Below are 15,894 nucleotides of genomic sequence, written 5' to 3'. Positions count from 1 at the left end.
CGTTGGGAGTTTCAGGGCTGCGCCGGTCCGGTTGCGGCGGGTGCGCCGGCGATCTGTCGCAGGAGGGTCGCCGCGCGGTCGCGGAACACGGCCACGTTGCGGAGCTTGATGTCCTCGTAGCCGCGGACGACATCGGGCAGCTCGGCGAGCTCGACGACCAGGTCGACGTTGTGTTCGTCGAGAGTGGACAGTGCCTGATCCATCAGCTCCCGGTACTCCTCGACGAGGCGCCGTTCCACGCGGCGGACCCGGGCATAGCCGAACGGGTCGAGCCGCGTGCCGCGAAGCCTGCGGGCGGCACGCAGCGCGCGGAACGCGGGACCGGACGTGCGGGTGAGCCGGATCTTGCGCGTGACACCGAGTGCGCGCAGGACTGGTGGGTACAGCAGCACCGAGACCTTGGCGTCGGGGCCGAACTCGGCATCGCGGCGCGCTTTCTCCACGGTGTCGAGGTGCAGCCGGGCGACCTCGTACTCGTCCTTGTAGGCGAGGAGCTTGTGCAGGCCGCGTGCGTAGGCCAGGCCGATCCGCTCTCCGGCGCGCGGCCCGGCCACCCGCGTCGCCCGCTGCAGCACCCGGTCGACCTCGTCGGCATAGCGGCGGGCGTGGGCACGGTCCTGGTAGCCGGTCAGGTCGGCGACCCGGGTCGCAAGTGCGTCCGCCAGCTCGCCGCGTGCCGCGGTGCTCTCGACGATGGCCCTCGAGGAAGCGTCGACCTCGACGGTCGCCTGTTCGGATGGTGTGACCGCGGCGGCCACCGCTTCGGCGTCGAGGACCGCGGCGCGGCCCCAGCGGAAGGCCGCGAGAGTGGTGTCCACCCCGGCGCCGTTGAGGCGGATCGCCTGCTCGATCGCCTCGGCGGCGATCGGAATGCACCCGTGCTGATAGGCGGCACCGATGAGCAGCATGTTCGTGGGCATGTGATCTCCGAACAGGAGTTCCGCCAGCCGCTGTGCGTCGAGGTAGAGGTTGCGTTCGTGCCGGGTGGCTTCGGCGATGCGGTTCACGGCGTCGTCCGGCGACCCGGGCAGAGCCACCCGGTTGGTGACCATCGCCGCCGTCGGCACCAGCGAGGTGCTCACCACCGCGATCGTGCGGTCCGGGGACGCGGTGGCGAGGTTGCTCTCGTCGGCCGCGCCGAGGAGGTCCAGCCCCAGGAGGACGTCGACCGTGCCCCGGGCCGCGCGGACGGACCCGCGGATGGGTTCCTTGGCGATCCGCACGTCCGACACCACGGGTCCGCCCTTCTGCGCCAGCCCGGTCTGGTCGAGGCCGGCGGCGAACAGGCCGTCGAGGTGGGCGGCCATCTGCAGGATCTGGGACACGGTCACGACACCGGTGCCGCCGATTCCGGGCATCCGAATCAGAACGCCCTCCTTGCCGAACCGCTGCTCGGGTTCCAGCAGCCGTACCGGAAGCTCGGGAACCACCCGCGACACGGGACTTCGGGGCTCGACGAGCAGGAACGAAGGGCAATCGCCCTTCAGGCAGGAGAAATCGGAGTTGCAGGACGCTTGATGGATGCGGGTTTTGCGGCCGAAGGCGGTCTCGACGGGCTGGACCGACAGGCAGGTCGACACGTCGCCGCAGTCGCCACAGCCCTCGCAGACCCGTTCGTTGATCACCACCTTCTCCGCGGGGGTGGGCAGCCGGCCGCGTTTGCGCAGCCGGCGTTCCTCGGCCGCACACCGGTCGTCGTGGATCAGCACCGTGACACCGTCGAGCTCGGCGAGTTCACGTTCAGCGGCGGCGAAGTCGTCGCGGTGGCGGACGGTCGCGATCGGATCGAGCCGGACACCGCGGTAGCGGGCGGGGTCGTCCGTCGTCACCACGACGCGCCGGACCCCCTCGGCGGCCAGCAACCGGGTGAGCTCGGGAACGGCGAGCCGGCCTTCGGCGCGCTGGCCGCCGGTCATCGCGACAGCGTCGTTGTAGAGCAGTTTGTAGGTGATCGTGACTCCGGCCGCGACCGCCGCACGGATCGCCAGGGAGCCCGAGTGGTGGAACGTGCCGTCACCGAGGTTCTGCACGAAATGGCGGTCGTCGGTGAACGGCGCCAGCCCGATCCACTGCGCGCCCTCACCCCCCATCTGGGTCAGCCCGATCTGCCTGCCTCGTCCGCTCTGGTCGAGGGCGATCATCGTGTGGCAGCCGATGCCGACGCCGACCAGCGTTTCGTCGTCGGTGCGGGTGGACGTGTTGTGCGGGCAGCCCGAACAGAAGTAGGGCGTGCGCGCGGCAGAGACGGTCGGCAACGCGATGCGCGCGCGCCGCCGCCGCATCGCGGCGAGGCGGGAGTGCGCACTCGGGGGAAGCGCGTCCGGTCCGGCGACGGTGGTCACGCGCGTGCTCAGGGCCCGTGCCACATCCTCGGCGCCGAGGGTCCCCCGCGCGGGCAGCAGAGGCCGGTCGCGCTCGTCACGGCGCCCGACGACGCGCGGCGCGTCGGGCCGCCGGTACAACGCGTCCTTGAGCTGGCCTTCCAGGAACGGCGTCTTGTCCTCGACGACGAGCACCTCCTCCAGTCCGGAGGTCAGCTCGGCCAGCGCGCCGGCGTCGACCGGGAACGGCATCGCCAGCCGGATCAGCCGCACTCCAAGTGCCTCCAGTTCCGGCTCCCCCAGCCCGAGGTCGTCGAGCGCACGCTGGACGACGGCGTACCCGGTGCCCGACGCCAGCACTCCCAGCCGGGCTCGGCGCGCGGTGAACGTGACCTGGTTGAGCCCCGTTTCCCGGGCGTAGGCCCGCGCGAGGTCGAGCCGGCGGGTGAGCATGTCGTGCTCCGCGTCGAGCGATGCGGGGCCCACGAGCGTCGGTGGAGCATCCCTGCCCGTGTTCGGCGGGTGCGGAATTCCGTGCCGCAGCGCGTCGACGCTGATGGTGGCCGAGGCGTCCGCGACATCGGCGACGATCTTCAGTCCGCTCCACAGGCCTGTCGCGCGGGACATCGCGACCGCATGCAGGCCCAGCTCGACGATCTCCGGGATCGTGCCCGGCGCCAGCAGCGGCATGGACAGGCTCTGCGCCATCGGCTCACACGAGCTCGGCACCGTCGACGACTTGCTCGCCGGGTCGTCGCCGATCCACGCCACCGCACCGCCGAGCGCGGCCGTGCCGGCCACGTTGCCATGCCTGATGGCATCCGCCGCACGGTCGAGGCCGGGATTCTTGCCGTACCAGAAGCCGGTGACGCCGTCGTAGCGCCGGCCCGGCAGCTGCCCGAGCAACTGGGTGCCTGCGACCGCGGTCGCGGCGAGCTCTTCGTTGACCCCCGGACGGAACACCACGCCGGCCGGGTCGAGGAATCGCTTCGCGCGTCCCATTTCCAGGTCCACTCCCCCCAGAGGTGAGCCCTGGTACCCCGACACGAAGACGCGCGTGTTCAGGCCCCGCGCGTCGTCGAGCCGCCGTTGTTCGAGTGCCAGCCGGATCAGCGCCTGGACTCCGGAGAGCAGGACACGACCGTTCTCGGCGACGTACTTGTCGTCGAGGCTCACCTCAGCACGCGCAGTGCTCACTTCGGACTCCGTCCTCACGCCGTGGTGGTTGGTCGATCGATCACACCCGGAGCAGCGGCGGAGACGCAAGCAATCAGCTAGCGATCCAGCAAACCATGCAAAGAAATTGACAACAGAGGCCTCGTCATTGAACATCTTTGCGTACGCGCCGCGGAGCGGCCGGAAGGAGATCGACGCGATGGTCGAGGTGGACGACGCCGATCGTCAGCTACTGAAGCTGCTGCAGGAGGACGGGCGGCGGAGCTACTCGGAGATGGCGCCGATACTGGGGCTGTCGGTCGCCGCCGTCAAACGGCGCGTCGACCGGCTCCGCGAGAACGGCGTGATCACGGGCTTCACGGTGCAGATCGACCACGCCAAGCTGGGCATGGGCGTGGAGGCCTTCACCGAGGTGCGCTACGTCGGCACGACCAAGGTGAACGAGATCGTCGCGACCACCGCGAAGATGCCCGAGGTGCAAGCCATTCACACCATCGCCGGTGACCCCGACGCCCTGATCCAGGTCCGCGTCCGCGACATCGCGCACCTCCAGGAGGTGATCGACACCCTTCGCCGCACCGGGACCGTCACGGGCACCAAGACCCTGATGGTCCTCGGTTCCTGGGTACGCCGAGGCTGAACTCGCTCGCGCCTGAGCCCCGGCACCCTAGTACAGGTGATGCTTGTAATGGTCGTCGATGACGTCGTGAAGGCCACCGGCGACGAGCTCCCCGAGGTTCTCCGCCATCTTCCGAGCGTTCTCGGCGATGGTCATCGTGTAGAAGTCACCGCCCAATGTCACGGCGTCGGCCAATTCCCGCCGGTCGCCTTCCCACAGCTTCGAGCGGATGACCGCCTTGCCGCATTGCCCGAACACTTCGCGGATGCGGACGATGGTCGCCAGCACGGCTGGTTTCCCGTCCGCGCCCAGCATGTCGAGCAGTTCCGGATCGTCTGTGATGAACGCGTCGCCGTTGACGCGGATCACCTCTCGAAGGCCCGGAACGAAGAACACGAGGCCGACCGCCGGATTGTGGCTGATGTTCTCGAAGGTCTCGGCGAGCTTGTTTCCGGGCCGGTCCGGTATCGCAAGCGTGAACTCATCGAGAATCCTGACCGAGCCGGGAGGATCTCCCTTGGGGCTGGCGTCCAGCCACCCGTCGGCACCGACGGTCGCCATACAGAAGAACGGGCTGTGGGCGATGAACCGAGCCGTGAACTCTCCCAGCTTCGGTTCCTTCTTCTCCGCGATGAACCGCTCCGGATATCCGATCACCTCACGGACTCGCTCCATCGTGATCGGCGAGTACGAGTCTGCGGCTGTACGGGGCGGGCTCGGCGGGTAGTCAGGGGTTCGGACCGCGTGCATCTCGGCTCTCCTTGGGTTGACCTGACCGGGAAAGAGGGACACGACATGGACGACAGCGACTAGAGATCGAGCACGAGCCGCGGTGTCCGTGCACGCGAGACACAGATGAACATCCGGTCACCGGCGGCACGGTCGTTCTCGGCGAGAATCTCGTCGCGATGGTCGGGCACGCCCTCCAGCACGGCGGTCTCACAGGAGCCGCAGAGCCCGGATCGGCACGACGCCGCCGACCGGATTCCCGCCTCCTCCAGTGCCGTGAGGATGCTCCGGCCGGCCGGTACCTCCACGGTCCTGCCCGAAGCCGCACACACCACGTCGAAGGGCTTGTCCTCGGTGCGCACCCGCGGACGCGGTTTGAAGCGTTCGACGTGCACGGAACCCGCGGGCCAGTGCGCGGTGGCCTCGTTGAGGGCGGAGATCAGCGACTCGGGGCCACAGGCGAAGATCTTCAGGTCCGGCCGGACCTGTGCGACGACCTCGGCCAGCGGTATGCGCCCGACCGTGTCCGAGGGGTAGGCACGCACACGCGAACCGAACTCGCGAAGCTCGTCGAGGAACGGCATCGAATCCGCGGTGTGACCACCGTAGAGCAGCTGCCACTCCGCGCCCCAGTACTGCGCTTGCCGCACCATCGGCAGGATGGGCGTGATCCCGATACCGCCGGCGATGAACAGGTAGGCCGCGGCCCGCCGGAAGCCGAAGTTGCTGCGCGGCCCCTTGAGCAGCAGTGGCTGTCCTGGACGCAGGAACGCGTGCACGTACTCCGATCCACCGCGGCTGGTCCGTTCTCGCCGGACACCCAGCTGGTAGCTCGATCGGTCTTCGATCGGGCCGCACAAGGAATACTGCCGCTCGATCCCGGTCGGCAGGATCAGGTCGACGTGCGCTCCCGGCTCCCACCGGGGAAGCAGTTCCCCCGTGCGCGACCGGAGCCGCAGTGAGACCACGCCTTCCGCCTCCCACCGGAGCTGGGAGACGACCACCGGAAGCTCGGAGGAGGCCGACGAGTGCGGTTCGGGGATTCCAGCTGTCAGTTCACTGAGCTGCGTCATCAGATGCTCGCTTCGTTAACAGTGTTACTGGATAGGCCCGGGAGTGTAGTGATAACATCGTTAACGTGTCAACGGAGGCGAAACGCCGCGGGCGAGACGGGGTGGCCGCGCTGCGCGCCGACCGGGTGGTGCGGGAGGCTCTCGAGCTGGTCGACGCGGGTGGCCTGGAATCGCTCACGATGCGCCGGCTGGCCACGAGCCTCGGCGCCCACCTTCCGACGATCTACCGCCTGTTCGACAACAAGGACGCACTCATCGACGAGCTGGCCGAGGCGATTCTCGGCAGGGCCTTGACGAACGCCGGCCCCGACACCCCTGATTGGACGGACCGGGTCCGAAACCTCGCCACGGGACTACGGTCGGCTTTGCTCTCACAGCGCGACGGCGCTCGCATCGTCGGAGGCAACTACGCCGCGAAGCGAAACAACCTGACGTACATCGACACTCTTGTCGGTTGCATGCAGGACGCCGGTTTCACCCGGGAACGTGCGCTGTGGGCCACCAGTTCGGTTTTCTGCTTCGTACTGGGCGAGGCACTCGAACAGCAGGGCGCCTCCGGTGGCGAGGCCGGCACCCTCACCGATGTCCTTCGCGCGGACGAGCATCCGCATCTGCGGGCAAGCCCGGCTGAACGCCTGCTCGACTTCGACGCGCGATTCGACTTCGGACTGGAACTCCTGCTGGACGGGATGCGCTCGCAGCTGAAGGCCGCCAAGGCGGCGACGAACAGGACCGCGCCCCGCAAGGATCGCGGCCGGGTACGCACCCGGCGATAGTCCACTACGGACCGTCGACGCCACGGGGACCAGTGTCGACCGGCGTGTGCGCGGTGCACAAGCGCGGGTGTCCCACGTTGGCGCTTCCGTCAATGCGCCGGAAGTGTCGCAGATCATACGTTCGCAACCGCGCCGGCATCGCATGGACAGGTGCCAGGTCGAAACCCAGCGTGTTCTGACCTATTCGACGAAAGGCGAGCACATGCGACCTGATCTCCCGACGAGCGACAGTTCTGATCGACCCGTTTCCACGCAGCAGCCGGCCTCGCTCGAACGCGGCGCGATCGGCGCGACTGGTGTGGCGATCATGGTGCTGGCGGGCACGGCACCGCTCACCAGTCTCAGCTCCAACATCGCGATCAGCCTCGGCGTGGGTGTCGGCACGAGCACCGTCCTCGTGATCGTCCTCATCGCCGTACTGCTGGCACTCTTCGCCACGGCGTACACCGCACTGAGCAGGATCGTGGTGGATGCTGGAGCCTACTACGCCTATATCTCGCACGGACTCGGTCGCACGATCGGTGCCGCTGGCGCCATCATCGCTACCATCCTGTACAACGTCGCCGCCGCGGCATTCGCCGCGATGGGTGGACACTTCATCGCGATCGGCCTGGCCACCTATGCCGGTGTCGACCTGCCGTGGTGGTGCTACACGGTGCTCATCCTGGCGCTCGTCGCAACGCTGTCACTCCGCGGAATCGCGACCCTCGCCCGCTTCACCAGCGTCATCTGCGCGGCGCAGTTCGCACTCTTCGTCATGCTGATCATGGCGGTTCTCGTGCGGAACCCTGGCGGGTTCTCGCTCGAGGTCCTCTCGCCCGGAGGTCTTGCAAGCGAAGGGGTCTACCTGTCGATCGCCCTGCTTCTCCTGATCTTCACCGGCTACGAATCGGCGGCGGCGTACGGAGAGGAGGGGAAGAAGCCATCGCGACTCGTTTCCCGAGCGACCTATCTGGTGCTGTTCACCTTGACGGTGGCCTACGCCGCGGGCACCTGGGCGGTCACGGCCGCGGTCGACGATGTCGGGGCCGCCGCTCGCGCCAACCCCGATACGCTCCTCGGCACGGTGTTCGTCACCTACCTCGGACGTTGGTCCGGCCCGGTGCTCTATTTCGTTGTCGCGGCAAGTCTCGTCGGGGCGGCGATCTCCATGCACGCGGTGGCGACGCGGTACATGTTCTCGTTGGGGCGCTCGTCCCTTCTCCCCCGCTCACTGTCCCGGACGCACGGCCCGAAGCACTCCCCTCGCGTAAGCATCGGCACGCAGATCGCCCTGTCGATGCTGATTCTCGCACCGTTCGTGCTGACCGGAACGTCGGTGTTCGCGGGGCTGTTGCCCGCGGTCGCCGGTCACAACTCTCTCGGCATCGTGCTGCTGATGACGGCGGTCTGCGTCAGCGTGATCGTCGCCGCTACCCGAGGACGGCTGAACGGCTCGCTGTGGGCGACTCGTATCGCACCATCGATCGCCGGGCTGGCGCTCATCGGCTGCGAGGTACTGATCGTTCTCAATTTCAGCAGCGTTACCGGCACTGAGGAGCCCTGGGTCAACTTCCTTCCGCTCCTGCTCGTCGCCGGCGCGGCATACGGCGCCTGGCGCCAGCGCACCCTGGCGAAAGACGCGGACACGGCGTGATCGAGGTGACGCCATGTGGAACGTGGTCGTACCGCTGAAGGAGCTGGACCGCGCGAAAAGCCGGCTGCGCCGAGGTGGTCTCGACGCGAAGGCCTACGCGCGGGCCTTCGCCCTCGACACCGTGGCCGCCGTCAGGGCCTGCGCAGGCATCGGCGAGCTCCTGGTGGTCACCGACGACACGGAGCTACGGCGGGTTCTCCGCCCGTTGGGCTGTCACTTCTGCGCCCAAGGCTCCCTTCCCGGCCTCAACGCAGCGGTTCGCCTCGGCCGGGACCGCCTGCGGCAGCTGTCCGACGACGGTCCGTGCGCCGTACTCGTGGGTGATCTACCCGCGCTACGGCCGGGGGAGCTCGACGACGCGCTTCGCGCCGCCGCGGAGACCGGCGGGCAAGCGTTCGTCGCTGACACCGCCGGTAGCGGAACGACCCTTCTCGCCGCGGCGAACCCCGTCCTGCTGAACCCCGCCTTCGGCAGGGATTCGGCAGCGCTGCACGAGAAGGCGGGCGCGGTGCGGCTGGCCGGCGAGTATCCCTCGCTCAGGCTCGACGTCGACACTGCCGCCGGGCTGGAGTCGGCCGCCGCCTACGGCCTCGGCGTGCACACCACTCGGCTGTGGCGGCGAAGGCCCGTTCCACGATGAGCAGGACGCTCCGGTCACCGACGCGAAAGGACCATTTCGTGCACACCGCGTCGCAGGGCACCTCGCGCCTGCCGACCCCGCCCTCGTCCTCCGCGCTGCGTCGCGCACTCAACGGCACCACGAACGGCGTCGCACTGGACGTCACCGAGTCCGCGGTGTTGTTGCACGCCCCGGGGAGAGGACCTGGAGTCGCTGCTGGCCGTCACCTACAGCCGCAGGGTGTTCATCCCGTTGACCCCGGCTCTGCCGGGACCGCTGTCACTACTGCACGCGCTGGCCAGGTGTGCGGAACCTGGTACGGCGCGGTGGCCCGGACGGCGGGTGATCCGCCCCGGCCCCGTGCCGCCCCCGTGACGAGGGCGACCTTGCCTGCAGGCGCCCGGTCACCGCCGGGCCTCAGGGTGCAGGTCGAGCGACGGGTCGGTGGCGTAGTCGACGATCTGCGTGAGCGCGATGGCGTTGTTGTCGCGCGCCATGTAGTAGTGCAGCCGGGCGTCGGCGACGACCCCGAGTCGCCCATCGGGCAGGTAGCCCGCGATGGGCCCCTCGACGAAGGCCAGCATCGTGGTTCCCTCCGGCGCGATCGGCTGGTGGACGGCGCCGGCGACCTCGCAGGTGTAGGTTCCGGCCCGGCCCGGGTCGTCCTCGTGGTAGTGGAACCCTCCGTCCAGGATGTACGCCTGCACGTTGCCCATGTGCCAGTGCGGGGTGGCCCGCACTCCCGGGTCCACCCGCAGAATCAGCGTGAAGCCACCGGTCACGAGGTTGACGTAGAGCAATTTGAAGCGTGTCCCGGGCATGAGCCAGTCCGTCCACGGGATGTCGTGGGGATCGACGAACTCTTTCCGGGCACCCTTCGGGGTGTTGCCCGGGTTCGTCATCCAGAACGCAGGGCCGGCAGGAGCTGGGACCGTGCTGGTCATGAAGTCGTTCCTCTTTCTGTCTGAACGGGGCGGATCGGGGGCTCTGTGCTCAGGTGAGAACGACGCCGCCGTCGACCGAGATGGTCTGACCGGTCACGTTCCCGGCCCGATCGGAGAGCAGGAACGCGACCATGTCGGCAATGTCCTCAGTGGTCTGTGGCCTGCCCATCGGAACGAGCGACTCCACGAACCCCATGAAGATCTGCTCGGCGGATGACCCGGCGTGGGCGGGGTCGTTCTCCAGCAGCCACTCGCTGGTCTTCTGCCACATGTCGGTCCAGATCAGACCCGGCATCACCGCGTTGGCGCGAAGGCCGGTCGGCGCACCGACCCGGGACACGACATGGGTCAGTTCGATCACCGCGGCTTTGGAGGGACCGTAGTCGGCCAGAACGTCCATGCCGAGCCGGGCACCGATCGAGGCGATGTTGACGATCGCCCCTGGCCTGCCTGCGCGGCGTCGACACAGCTCCTGGCACGTCAGGAAGGTGCCCCGGGTGTTCACCGCGAAGGTCTGGTCCCACTGCCGCGCGGTCAGTTCGCCGAACGGCACGAACTTTCCGACACCCGCGACGTTGGCCAGCAGGCTGACCTCGCCAAGCTGGGCCTCGGCGGTTTCGAACGCAGCACGAACCGAGGCGTGCTCCGAGACGTCGCACACGGTGTGCGCGAGCCTGGCGCCGTCCGTCGCGAGCTGTGCCGTGACGTCCGCCAGCCGCTCGGCATCGACGTCGGTCAGCAGTACCGCATGGTCCTCGGCGAGACGGGCCGCGATCGCGGAGCCCAGTCCACCGGCCGCACCCGTGACCAGCGCGACGCTCACGGCAGGACCTTGTCGATCTCCGGAGCGAGCAGCTCCGCCGCCCGCTCGGCGGTGATGACGTCGGCCGGGTCCGGCTTGGTGATCTCGCGGGAGGCGCCGTCCTCGTACACGTGCTCCCCGATCAGCCGGCCCCGCTCGTCGTACGGCCAGACAAACGCGAGCGTGCGCTTGAGCAGGTACATCTCGGACGGATCGTCTCCGGCGCGCACGTTGCCGAAGGCGCTCTCACCGAGCATGGGCGCCGGAACGAAGGCGTTGAACACGACCTCGCCGGAGAAGCCGTGGTCGTTGACCGCGATGTCCTGCTCGGCCACCCACATGACCAGCGCGTTGGCCGCGACCAGTGATTCGTAGAACGCCGTCACCTCGGCCATCCCGTCCAGCACGAGGGACTGGCCGCCCTCGTGGAGCCGGTACTGCGGATGCTCGACGGTCATGTCCGGCGCCAGCAGTTCCCGGTAGCGCCCGGACACCTCCAGCAGGCCATGACGCCGGTAGTTCTTCAAGATCGCCCGGTGGCGCGGGTTCTCGATGTCCGCGAGCTGTTTCTCCAGCCCGGCGAACATCGTCACGAACTCCTGCTCGTATCGGCTCATATCGCGGTGCCTCCGTCGTTGGTGGTGCCCTCGAGGCTGGTCCCCGCAGTCCCCGGCGTCCAGGACACATCGCCGCCACAGCATTAACCATCCCGTTATCACTGCTGGCCTCAGCGATCGGTTGGCGATGACGTGCCACACTGGCCACGGGAGGAGTCACCGTGGACCTGAACCTGCATCTCGTGCGCTACCTCGCGGCCGTGGTTGACGAAGGTCACTTCGGCCGGGCAGCCGCCAAGCTCTTCGTCAGCGGTCCGGCACTGAGCAAGCAGATTCGGACTCTCGAGCGCAAGCTCGGTGCCGAACTCGTCGACCGCAGCGCACACCCTGTCGTTCCCACCGAAGCGGGCCGGCGCTTCCTCCCGGAGGCGCGCGCGGCACTGGCCGCGGCCGACCGGGCCGTCGCCGCCATCGAGGCCTACCGTCGCGATCTCCACGGCGTCCTGCGGCTTGGGTTCATGAGCGCGGCGACCGGCACGCACACCCGGAGAATCCTCGACCTGCTGCAACGCGGCGCCCCCGCCGTGACCGTCCAGCTCATGCAGCTGGCTTGGCACGAACAGGCGACCGCGGTCCGCGACAGAACCGTCGACGCCGCGCTCGTGCGTCCGCCGATCGCGGACGCCGACGGATTACAGCTCGATCCGATCCGCCGCGAGCCCCGTGTCGTGGCGCTCCCGGTCGATCACCCGCTGGCGGCACGCGCCAGCGTCGTCCTGGCCGAACTCGACGGCGAACCCCATGTCACGGACGACAGGAGCGACGAGCAATGGGTGCGATGGTGGGCCTGCGACCCGCGCCCGAGCGGAGAACCGGTCCGCTACGGACCCACCGTGCACACGATGGACGAGCTCCTCGAGGTGGTCGCACGCGGCGAAGCGATCGCGATCACCGGTGGTTCCGTCGTCGACAGCTACCGTCACCCCGGCGTCGTCTTCGTCCCCGTCGTCGATGTCGAACCCTGCCCGGTCTCGCTCTGCACCCGCGACGGCGAGCAGTCCGCGCTGATAGCCGCGTTGCGCAGCACCACCCGCGCCGTGCGGGAGGCGTTCGCGGCCACCACCGAGGCATGATCCGATCACGGCACAGCCGCGGCGGAAAAAGCCGGCACGTGCGTTGCGCGGACTCCCGCTGGGCCGCCGACCGCGCAGCCGGGTCCACGCACGGCGAGTGACCGAACTCCTTAGCGCCGGTCCCGGCCGAGCAATCCGTCCACGATCAGGTCCGCGAGCTCGCGCGCGGTGCGTTCCTGGCTTTCCCGGGTGACCGGCTGGGCCCGGCCGAGCCGATGTGCCAGGGGCAGTTGTACCAGGCCGGCGACCGGGCTGATCACGGCGAAGAAGAGCACATCCAGGGGCACGGCGGGCATGCGGCGCGCCGCCATGAGGCGTTCGAGAGCCGGGACCAGCGGCTCCAGCGTCGGCGCCACGTACTTCTCGTACAGGTAGTCCAGGCGCTCGGACTCACGGGCGAACTCGTCGGCAAGCAAGCGGCCGAGCAGCGGCGCCTCGACGGCGGCCTGGTAGAAGTGGCCGATCACAGCGCGAACCCGCTCGGCGTCGTCCACGTCGGCTTCGAGCAGCCGCTGCCGCTCCCGCTGGTCGGTTTCGAGCATCGAATCCACCACCGCCCGCCAGAAGTTGGCTTTGGACCCGTAGCGGTCGTTGATGAAGTTGTGGCTGACGCCCAGGCGTCTCGCGAGCTCTCTCGCCGAGGTTCGGTCGTAGCCGAGTTCGGCGAAGGCCTCCATCCCCCGCCGGAGAATCTCGGCTTCGGTGGGCACCGGGCGCGCGCTCGCTCCGGGACGTCCCGGCCCGCGCGCCGCCCTGGTCAGCGGCTCCTCCACCGTCATGCGCTCATTCTCCCCACGACTCCGGATCTCGTCCCACCTGGATGACAAAATTTGACACGCGTCAGAATAACCCTAACCTGACAGGTGTCAGGAACTAGGTGGATGGAGCTGGCATGACCCAGGCAACGCTCGGCGCGAGACCGAGGGAATGGCCGACCGCCCGCAGCTCGAGGCAGGGCATCCTCGCCCAGTTCGGAGACGGTCGCGCCGACCTGGCGGGCTGGGCGCTCACCACCGGAGATCCGCTCGCGGACGCCGTCGTCGAGGAACTCCACTCCAGCGGCCATGAGGCGCGCGCGAAGCTGCACCACGGCATCGAGCACGGCCTCGCGAGCGTCGACGATCCCCCTCCCGGCGTCGCCGCGTTGCTCGAGCAGACCGAGACCGCGCCCGCCTACGTCGACGACACGCTCCTCGACGAGGCCTCGCTCCCCTTCTTCAGCGCTCCGCCACCCGTTCACATCGTCAGCCTGGCCGCCGGCGCGCTGGTACGTACCTATCAGTCGCCGTCGATGGCGACCGTCCTCGCGATGACCGGGCGCCTGGTGGACGGAGTCCCCCGGCGGCTGCGGGAGACCGGGCGATGGGTCAACACCGCGATGCTCCCCGGCTCGCTGCGGCGCGGCAACGCCGGATATGTCGCCACACTGCAGGTCCGCATGATGCACGCGCACATGCGCAGGCTCGCGCGCCGCCGCGGATACGACGAGGCGGCCTACGGTGTGCCGGTCAACCAGGTCGACCTGGCTCGCACGTGGATGGATTTCACGCTGGCCAGCTACCGCGCCGAGGAGATCATGGGTTTCCCGCGCACCTCCGCGGAGCTCGCGTCGCTCTACCGGTACTGGTCGTATGTCGGGCACCTGCTGGGAGTGGATCCCCGGCTCATCGAAGGCATCAGCGGCCACGACGACGCCCAGCGGGTCGACGATCTCATGCAGGCGGTGACCGGGCCGGCCATCCCGGAAACCGCGGTCCTCGCCGCGGCGACCCTGGAGACCATCGCGGGAACGCTGAACGAGGTGGCCCGCGTCCCGCACGGCATGGCTCGGCAGGCTTTGCGCGCGCTGGCCCGCCGTTTTCACGGCAACACCGTTCTGGACGAACTCGGGCTGCCCGGGGGTGCCGTCACCGACGCACTGCTCTCGCCGGCGTTCCACGCCATCAGAATCCGGCGCAACCGGTTGCGCCGCGACCGGCCGCCTGGCGGAAAGCCCAGCAGACCAACATGGCCGCCGCGCGCGAACTGGCCGGGGACGCCGAGGAACCGCAGACCTACGAGCACGCCACCAGGCCCGGTCTCGAACTCTGACTCACCATACGACGACAGCAGGAGGAACAATGGCGAAGACCACGCCGGACATCCCGGTTCCCGATCTCACCGGCAAGCTCGCGGTGGTCACCGGAGCGAGTGACGGCGTCGGCCTCGGCCTCGCGACCCGGCTCGCCGCGGCGGGCGCGGAGGTCGTCATGCCGGTCCGCAACCCCCGCAAGGGCGAGGCCGCGCTCGCGACGATCCGCCGGCAGCACCCCGGTGCCGAGCTCTCCCTGCGGGAGCTGGATCTGTCCTCGCTGGCGTCCGTCGCCGCGGTGGCCGATCAGCTGACCGAGGAGGGGCGGCCGATCCACCTCCTGGTGAACAACGCCGGAGTCATGACGCCGCCCGACCGGCAGACCACAAAGGACGGTTTCGAGCTGCAGTTCGGCACCAACCATCTCGGGCATTTCGCCCTGGTTGCCCGGCTTCTTCCGCTCCTGCGCGCGGGGAAGGCCCGGGTGACCTCGCAGATCAGCATCGCCGCCAACCAGCACTCCATCAACTGGGACGATCTCCAGTGGGAACGGAAGTACAACGGCAACGGGGCCTACAGCCAGTCGAAGATCGCGTTCGGCCTGTTCGGTCTCGAGCTCGAGCGGCGCAGCCGCGACGGCGGCTGGGGCATCACGAGCAACCTTTCCCATCCCGGGGTGACGCCCACGAACCTTCTCGCCGCGCGCCCGGAGGTCGGCCGCAGCCGCGACACGACACTCGGTCGGTTCATCCGCGCGCTGTCCGCGCGCGGCATCCTGTTCGGGACGGTGGGGTCGGCACTGCTGCCCGCGCTCTATGCCGCGACCTCGCCCAGCGCCGAAGGCGGCCGTCTTTACGGCCCCAGCGGCCTCGGTCACCTGTCCGGCCCGCCGGCCGAACAGAAGCTGTACTCACGCCTGCGCAGTGAAGACGACGCGCGCCGAATCTGGAAAGTCTCCGAGGATCTCGTCGGCTGCCATTTCCCGACGGTGTGAACCCGACGCCGCTCTCGTCCGCCCGGCGCTTCCAGCCGGAGCTTCGCGTCCACTGTGTCCGATCCCTCGTCCTGGGGTCCAACGCGCCGTCGTCACGGCTCGGTTCTCATTGGCCGAAGGCGATTTCACTCGCCCGGGCGACCGGGCAACGCCCCGCGCCAGCCGAAAGTTGATCACTAATAGTCGCCGCGCCGGCAGCGAAAATGGCGTTCTCACCCGCTCCAGCTACCCGAACCGGATGACGAGTCGCATTCTCCGTGCCCGGTGGGTGCCATGTCCGACGACTGAGGGAGATCAACCGGTTGACTATGCCGAGTTGATCTTGCGAGCTCCACCATGTTGTCTGAACCTATACATGCGACAGTGCGAGGCGCGGCCAGAACGCCGGGCTTCTGCGTTGTCCACCGAGGCATCACGCGGTCGGAGACGACCGGGATGCCGATC

14 protein-coding genes are annotated in these 15,894 nt (G+C 68.8%); 7 read left to right on the top strand and 7 right to left on the bottom strand.

What is annotated here, in order from left to right; genetic code table 11:
• Positions 1–11: 11 nt before the first annotated feature.
• Positions 12–3,518 (bottom strand): indolepyruvate ferredoxin oxidoreductase family protein, encoded by a 3,507-nt coding sequence (locus BA062_RS35250; RefSeq protein WP_245960163.1) that lies wholly within the window; start codon positions 3,516–3,518, stop codon positions 12–14.
• 178 nt (positions 3,519–3,696) lie between these two features.
• On the opposite strand from BA062_RS35250, the gene BA062_RS35245 reads away from it, so the two are divergent.
• Complete coding sequence (locus BA062_RS35245; RefSeq protein ID WP_110343486.1) at positions 3,697–4,137, top strand: Lrp/AsnC family transcriptional regulator; 441 nt, start codon at positions 3,697–3,699, stop codon at positions 4,135–4,137.
• 27 nt (positions 4,138–4,164) lie between these two features.
• Here BA062_RS35245 and BA062_RS35240 read toward each other — a convergent pair whose 3' ends face one another.
• Positions 4,165–4,773: an MSMEG_1061 family FMN-dependent PPOX-type flavoprotein gene (locus BA062_RS35240; protein ID WP_245960162.1), complete on the bottom strand. Its 609-nt coding sequence runs from the start codon at positions 4,771–4,773 to the stop codon at positions 4,165–4,167.
• A gap of 152 nt (positions 4,774–4,925) precedes the next feature.
• A complete protein-coding gene (locus tag BA062_RS35235; RefSeq protein WP_110343484.1) occupies positions 4,926–5,918 on the bottom strand; it encodes a PDR/VanB family oxidoreductase in 993 nt (330 codons plus the stop codon).
• A gap of 101 nt (positions 5,919–6,019) precedes the next feature.
• Between BA062_RS35235 and BA062_RS35230 the strand changes: the two genes are divergently transcribed.
• The 3 genes from BA062_RS35230 (at position 6,020) to cofC (ending at position 8,970) form a co-directional block, all read left to right on the top strand.
• Positions 6,020–6,694, top strand: coding sequence for a TetR/AcrR family transcriptional regulator C-terminal domain-containing protein (locus BA062_RS35230; protein WP_245960161.1), 675 nt, complete (start codon positions 6,020–6,022; stop codon positions 6,692–6,694).
• A 67-nt stretch (positions 6,695–6,761) separates the two neighbouring features.
• On the top strand, positions 6,762–8,330 hold the full coding sequence (locus BA062_RS35225) for an APC family permease (protein ID WP_146240125.1): 1,569 nt from the start codon (positions 6,762–6,764) through the stop codon (positions 8,328–8,330).
• A gap of 13 nt (positions 8,331–8,343) precedes the next feature.
• Entirely contained in the window at positions 8,344–8,970 is a 627-nt protein-coding gene (gene cofC / locus BA062_RS35220; RefSeq protein WP_110343482.1) for a 2-phospho-L-lactate guanylyltransferase, read from the top strand.
• Positions 8,971–9,353: 383 nt separating this feature from the next.
• Here cofC and BA062_RS35210 read toward each other — a convergent pair whose 3' ends face one another.
• Genes BA062_RS35210 through BA062_RS35200 form a run of 3 tightly spaced genes read right to left on the bottom strand, consistent with a single transcriptional unit; the run spans position 9,354 to position 11,312 of the window.
• On the bottom strand, positions 9,354–9,893 hold the full coding sequence (locus BA062_RS35210) for a 2,4'-dihydroxyacetophenone dioxygenase family protein (RefSeq protein WP_110343481.1): 540 nt from the start codon (positions 9,891–9,893) through the stop codon (positions 9,354–9,356).
• A 49-nt stretch (positions 9,894–9,942) separates the two neighbouring features.
• A complete protein-coding gene (locus BA062_RS35205) occupies positions 9,943–10,716 on the bottom strand; it encodes an SDR family NAD(P)-dependent oxidoreductase (RefSeq protein ID WP_110343480.1) in 774 nt (257 codons plus the stop codon).
• Complete coding sequence (locus tag BA062_RS35200; protein WP_110343479.1) at positions 10,713–11,312, bottom strand: hypothetical protein; 600 nt, start codon at positions 11,310–11,312, stop codon at positions 10,713–10,715. The genes BA062_RS35205 and BA062_RS35200 overlap by 4 nt, the downstream gene beginning before the upstream one ends.
• Before the next feature lie 161 nt (positions 11,313–11,473).
• Here BA062_RS35200 and BA062_RS35195 point away from each other — a divergent pair, with 161 nt between their 5' ends.
• Entirely contained in the window at positions 11,474–12,385 is a 912-nt protein-coding gene (locus tag BA062_RS35195) for a LysR family transcriptional regulator (RefSeq protein WP_110343478.1), read from the top strand.
• A gap of 110 nt (positions 12,386–12,495) precedes the next feature.
• Here the strand turns inward: BA062_RS35195 and BA062_RS35190 are convergent, their stop codons facing one another.
• Positions 12,496–13,164 carry a TetR/AcrR family transcriptional regulator gene (locus BA062_RS35190; RefSeq protein WP_110343477.1) on the bottom strand — a complete coding sequence of 223 codons (669 nt, stop codon included), beginning with the start codon at positions 13,162–13,164 and terminating at the stop codon, positions 12,496–12,498.
• Positions 13,165–13,277: 113 nt separating this feature from the next.
• Between BA062_RS35190 and BA062_RS35185 the strand changes: the two genes are divergently transcribed.
• Positions 13,278–14,579, top strand: coding sequence for an oxygenase MpaB family protein (locus BA062_RS35185; protein ID WP_210407091.1), 1,302 nt, complete (start codon positions 13,278–13,280; stop codon positions 14,577–14,579).
• Positions 14,560–15,450 (top strand): SDR family oxidoreductase, encoded by an 891-nt coding sequence (locus tag BA062_RS35180; protein ID WP_245960160.1) that lies wholly within the window; start codon positions 14,560–14,562, stop codon positions 15,448–15,450. Before BA062_RS35185 ends, BA062_RS35180 begins: the two co-directional genes overlap by 20 nt.
• The last annotated feature ends 444 nt before the right edge of the window (positions 15,451–15,894 follow it).

Source organism: Prauserella flavalba (genome assembly GCF_003202235.1).
Lineage (GTDB): Bacteria > Actinomycetota > Actinomycetes > Mycobacteriales > Pseudonocardiaceae > Prauserella_A > Prauserella_A flavalba.
The sequence above is the reverse complement of the archived record's forward strand: the minus strand, read 5'-3'. Positions and strand labels throughout refer to the sequence as shown.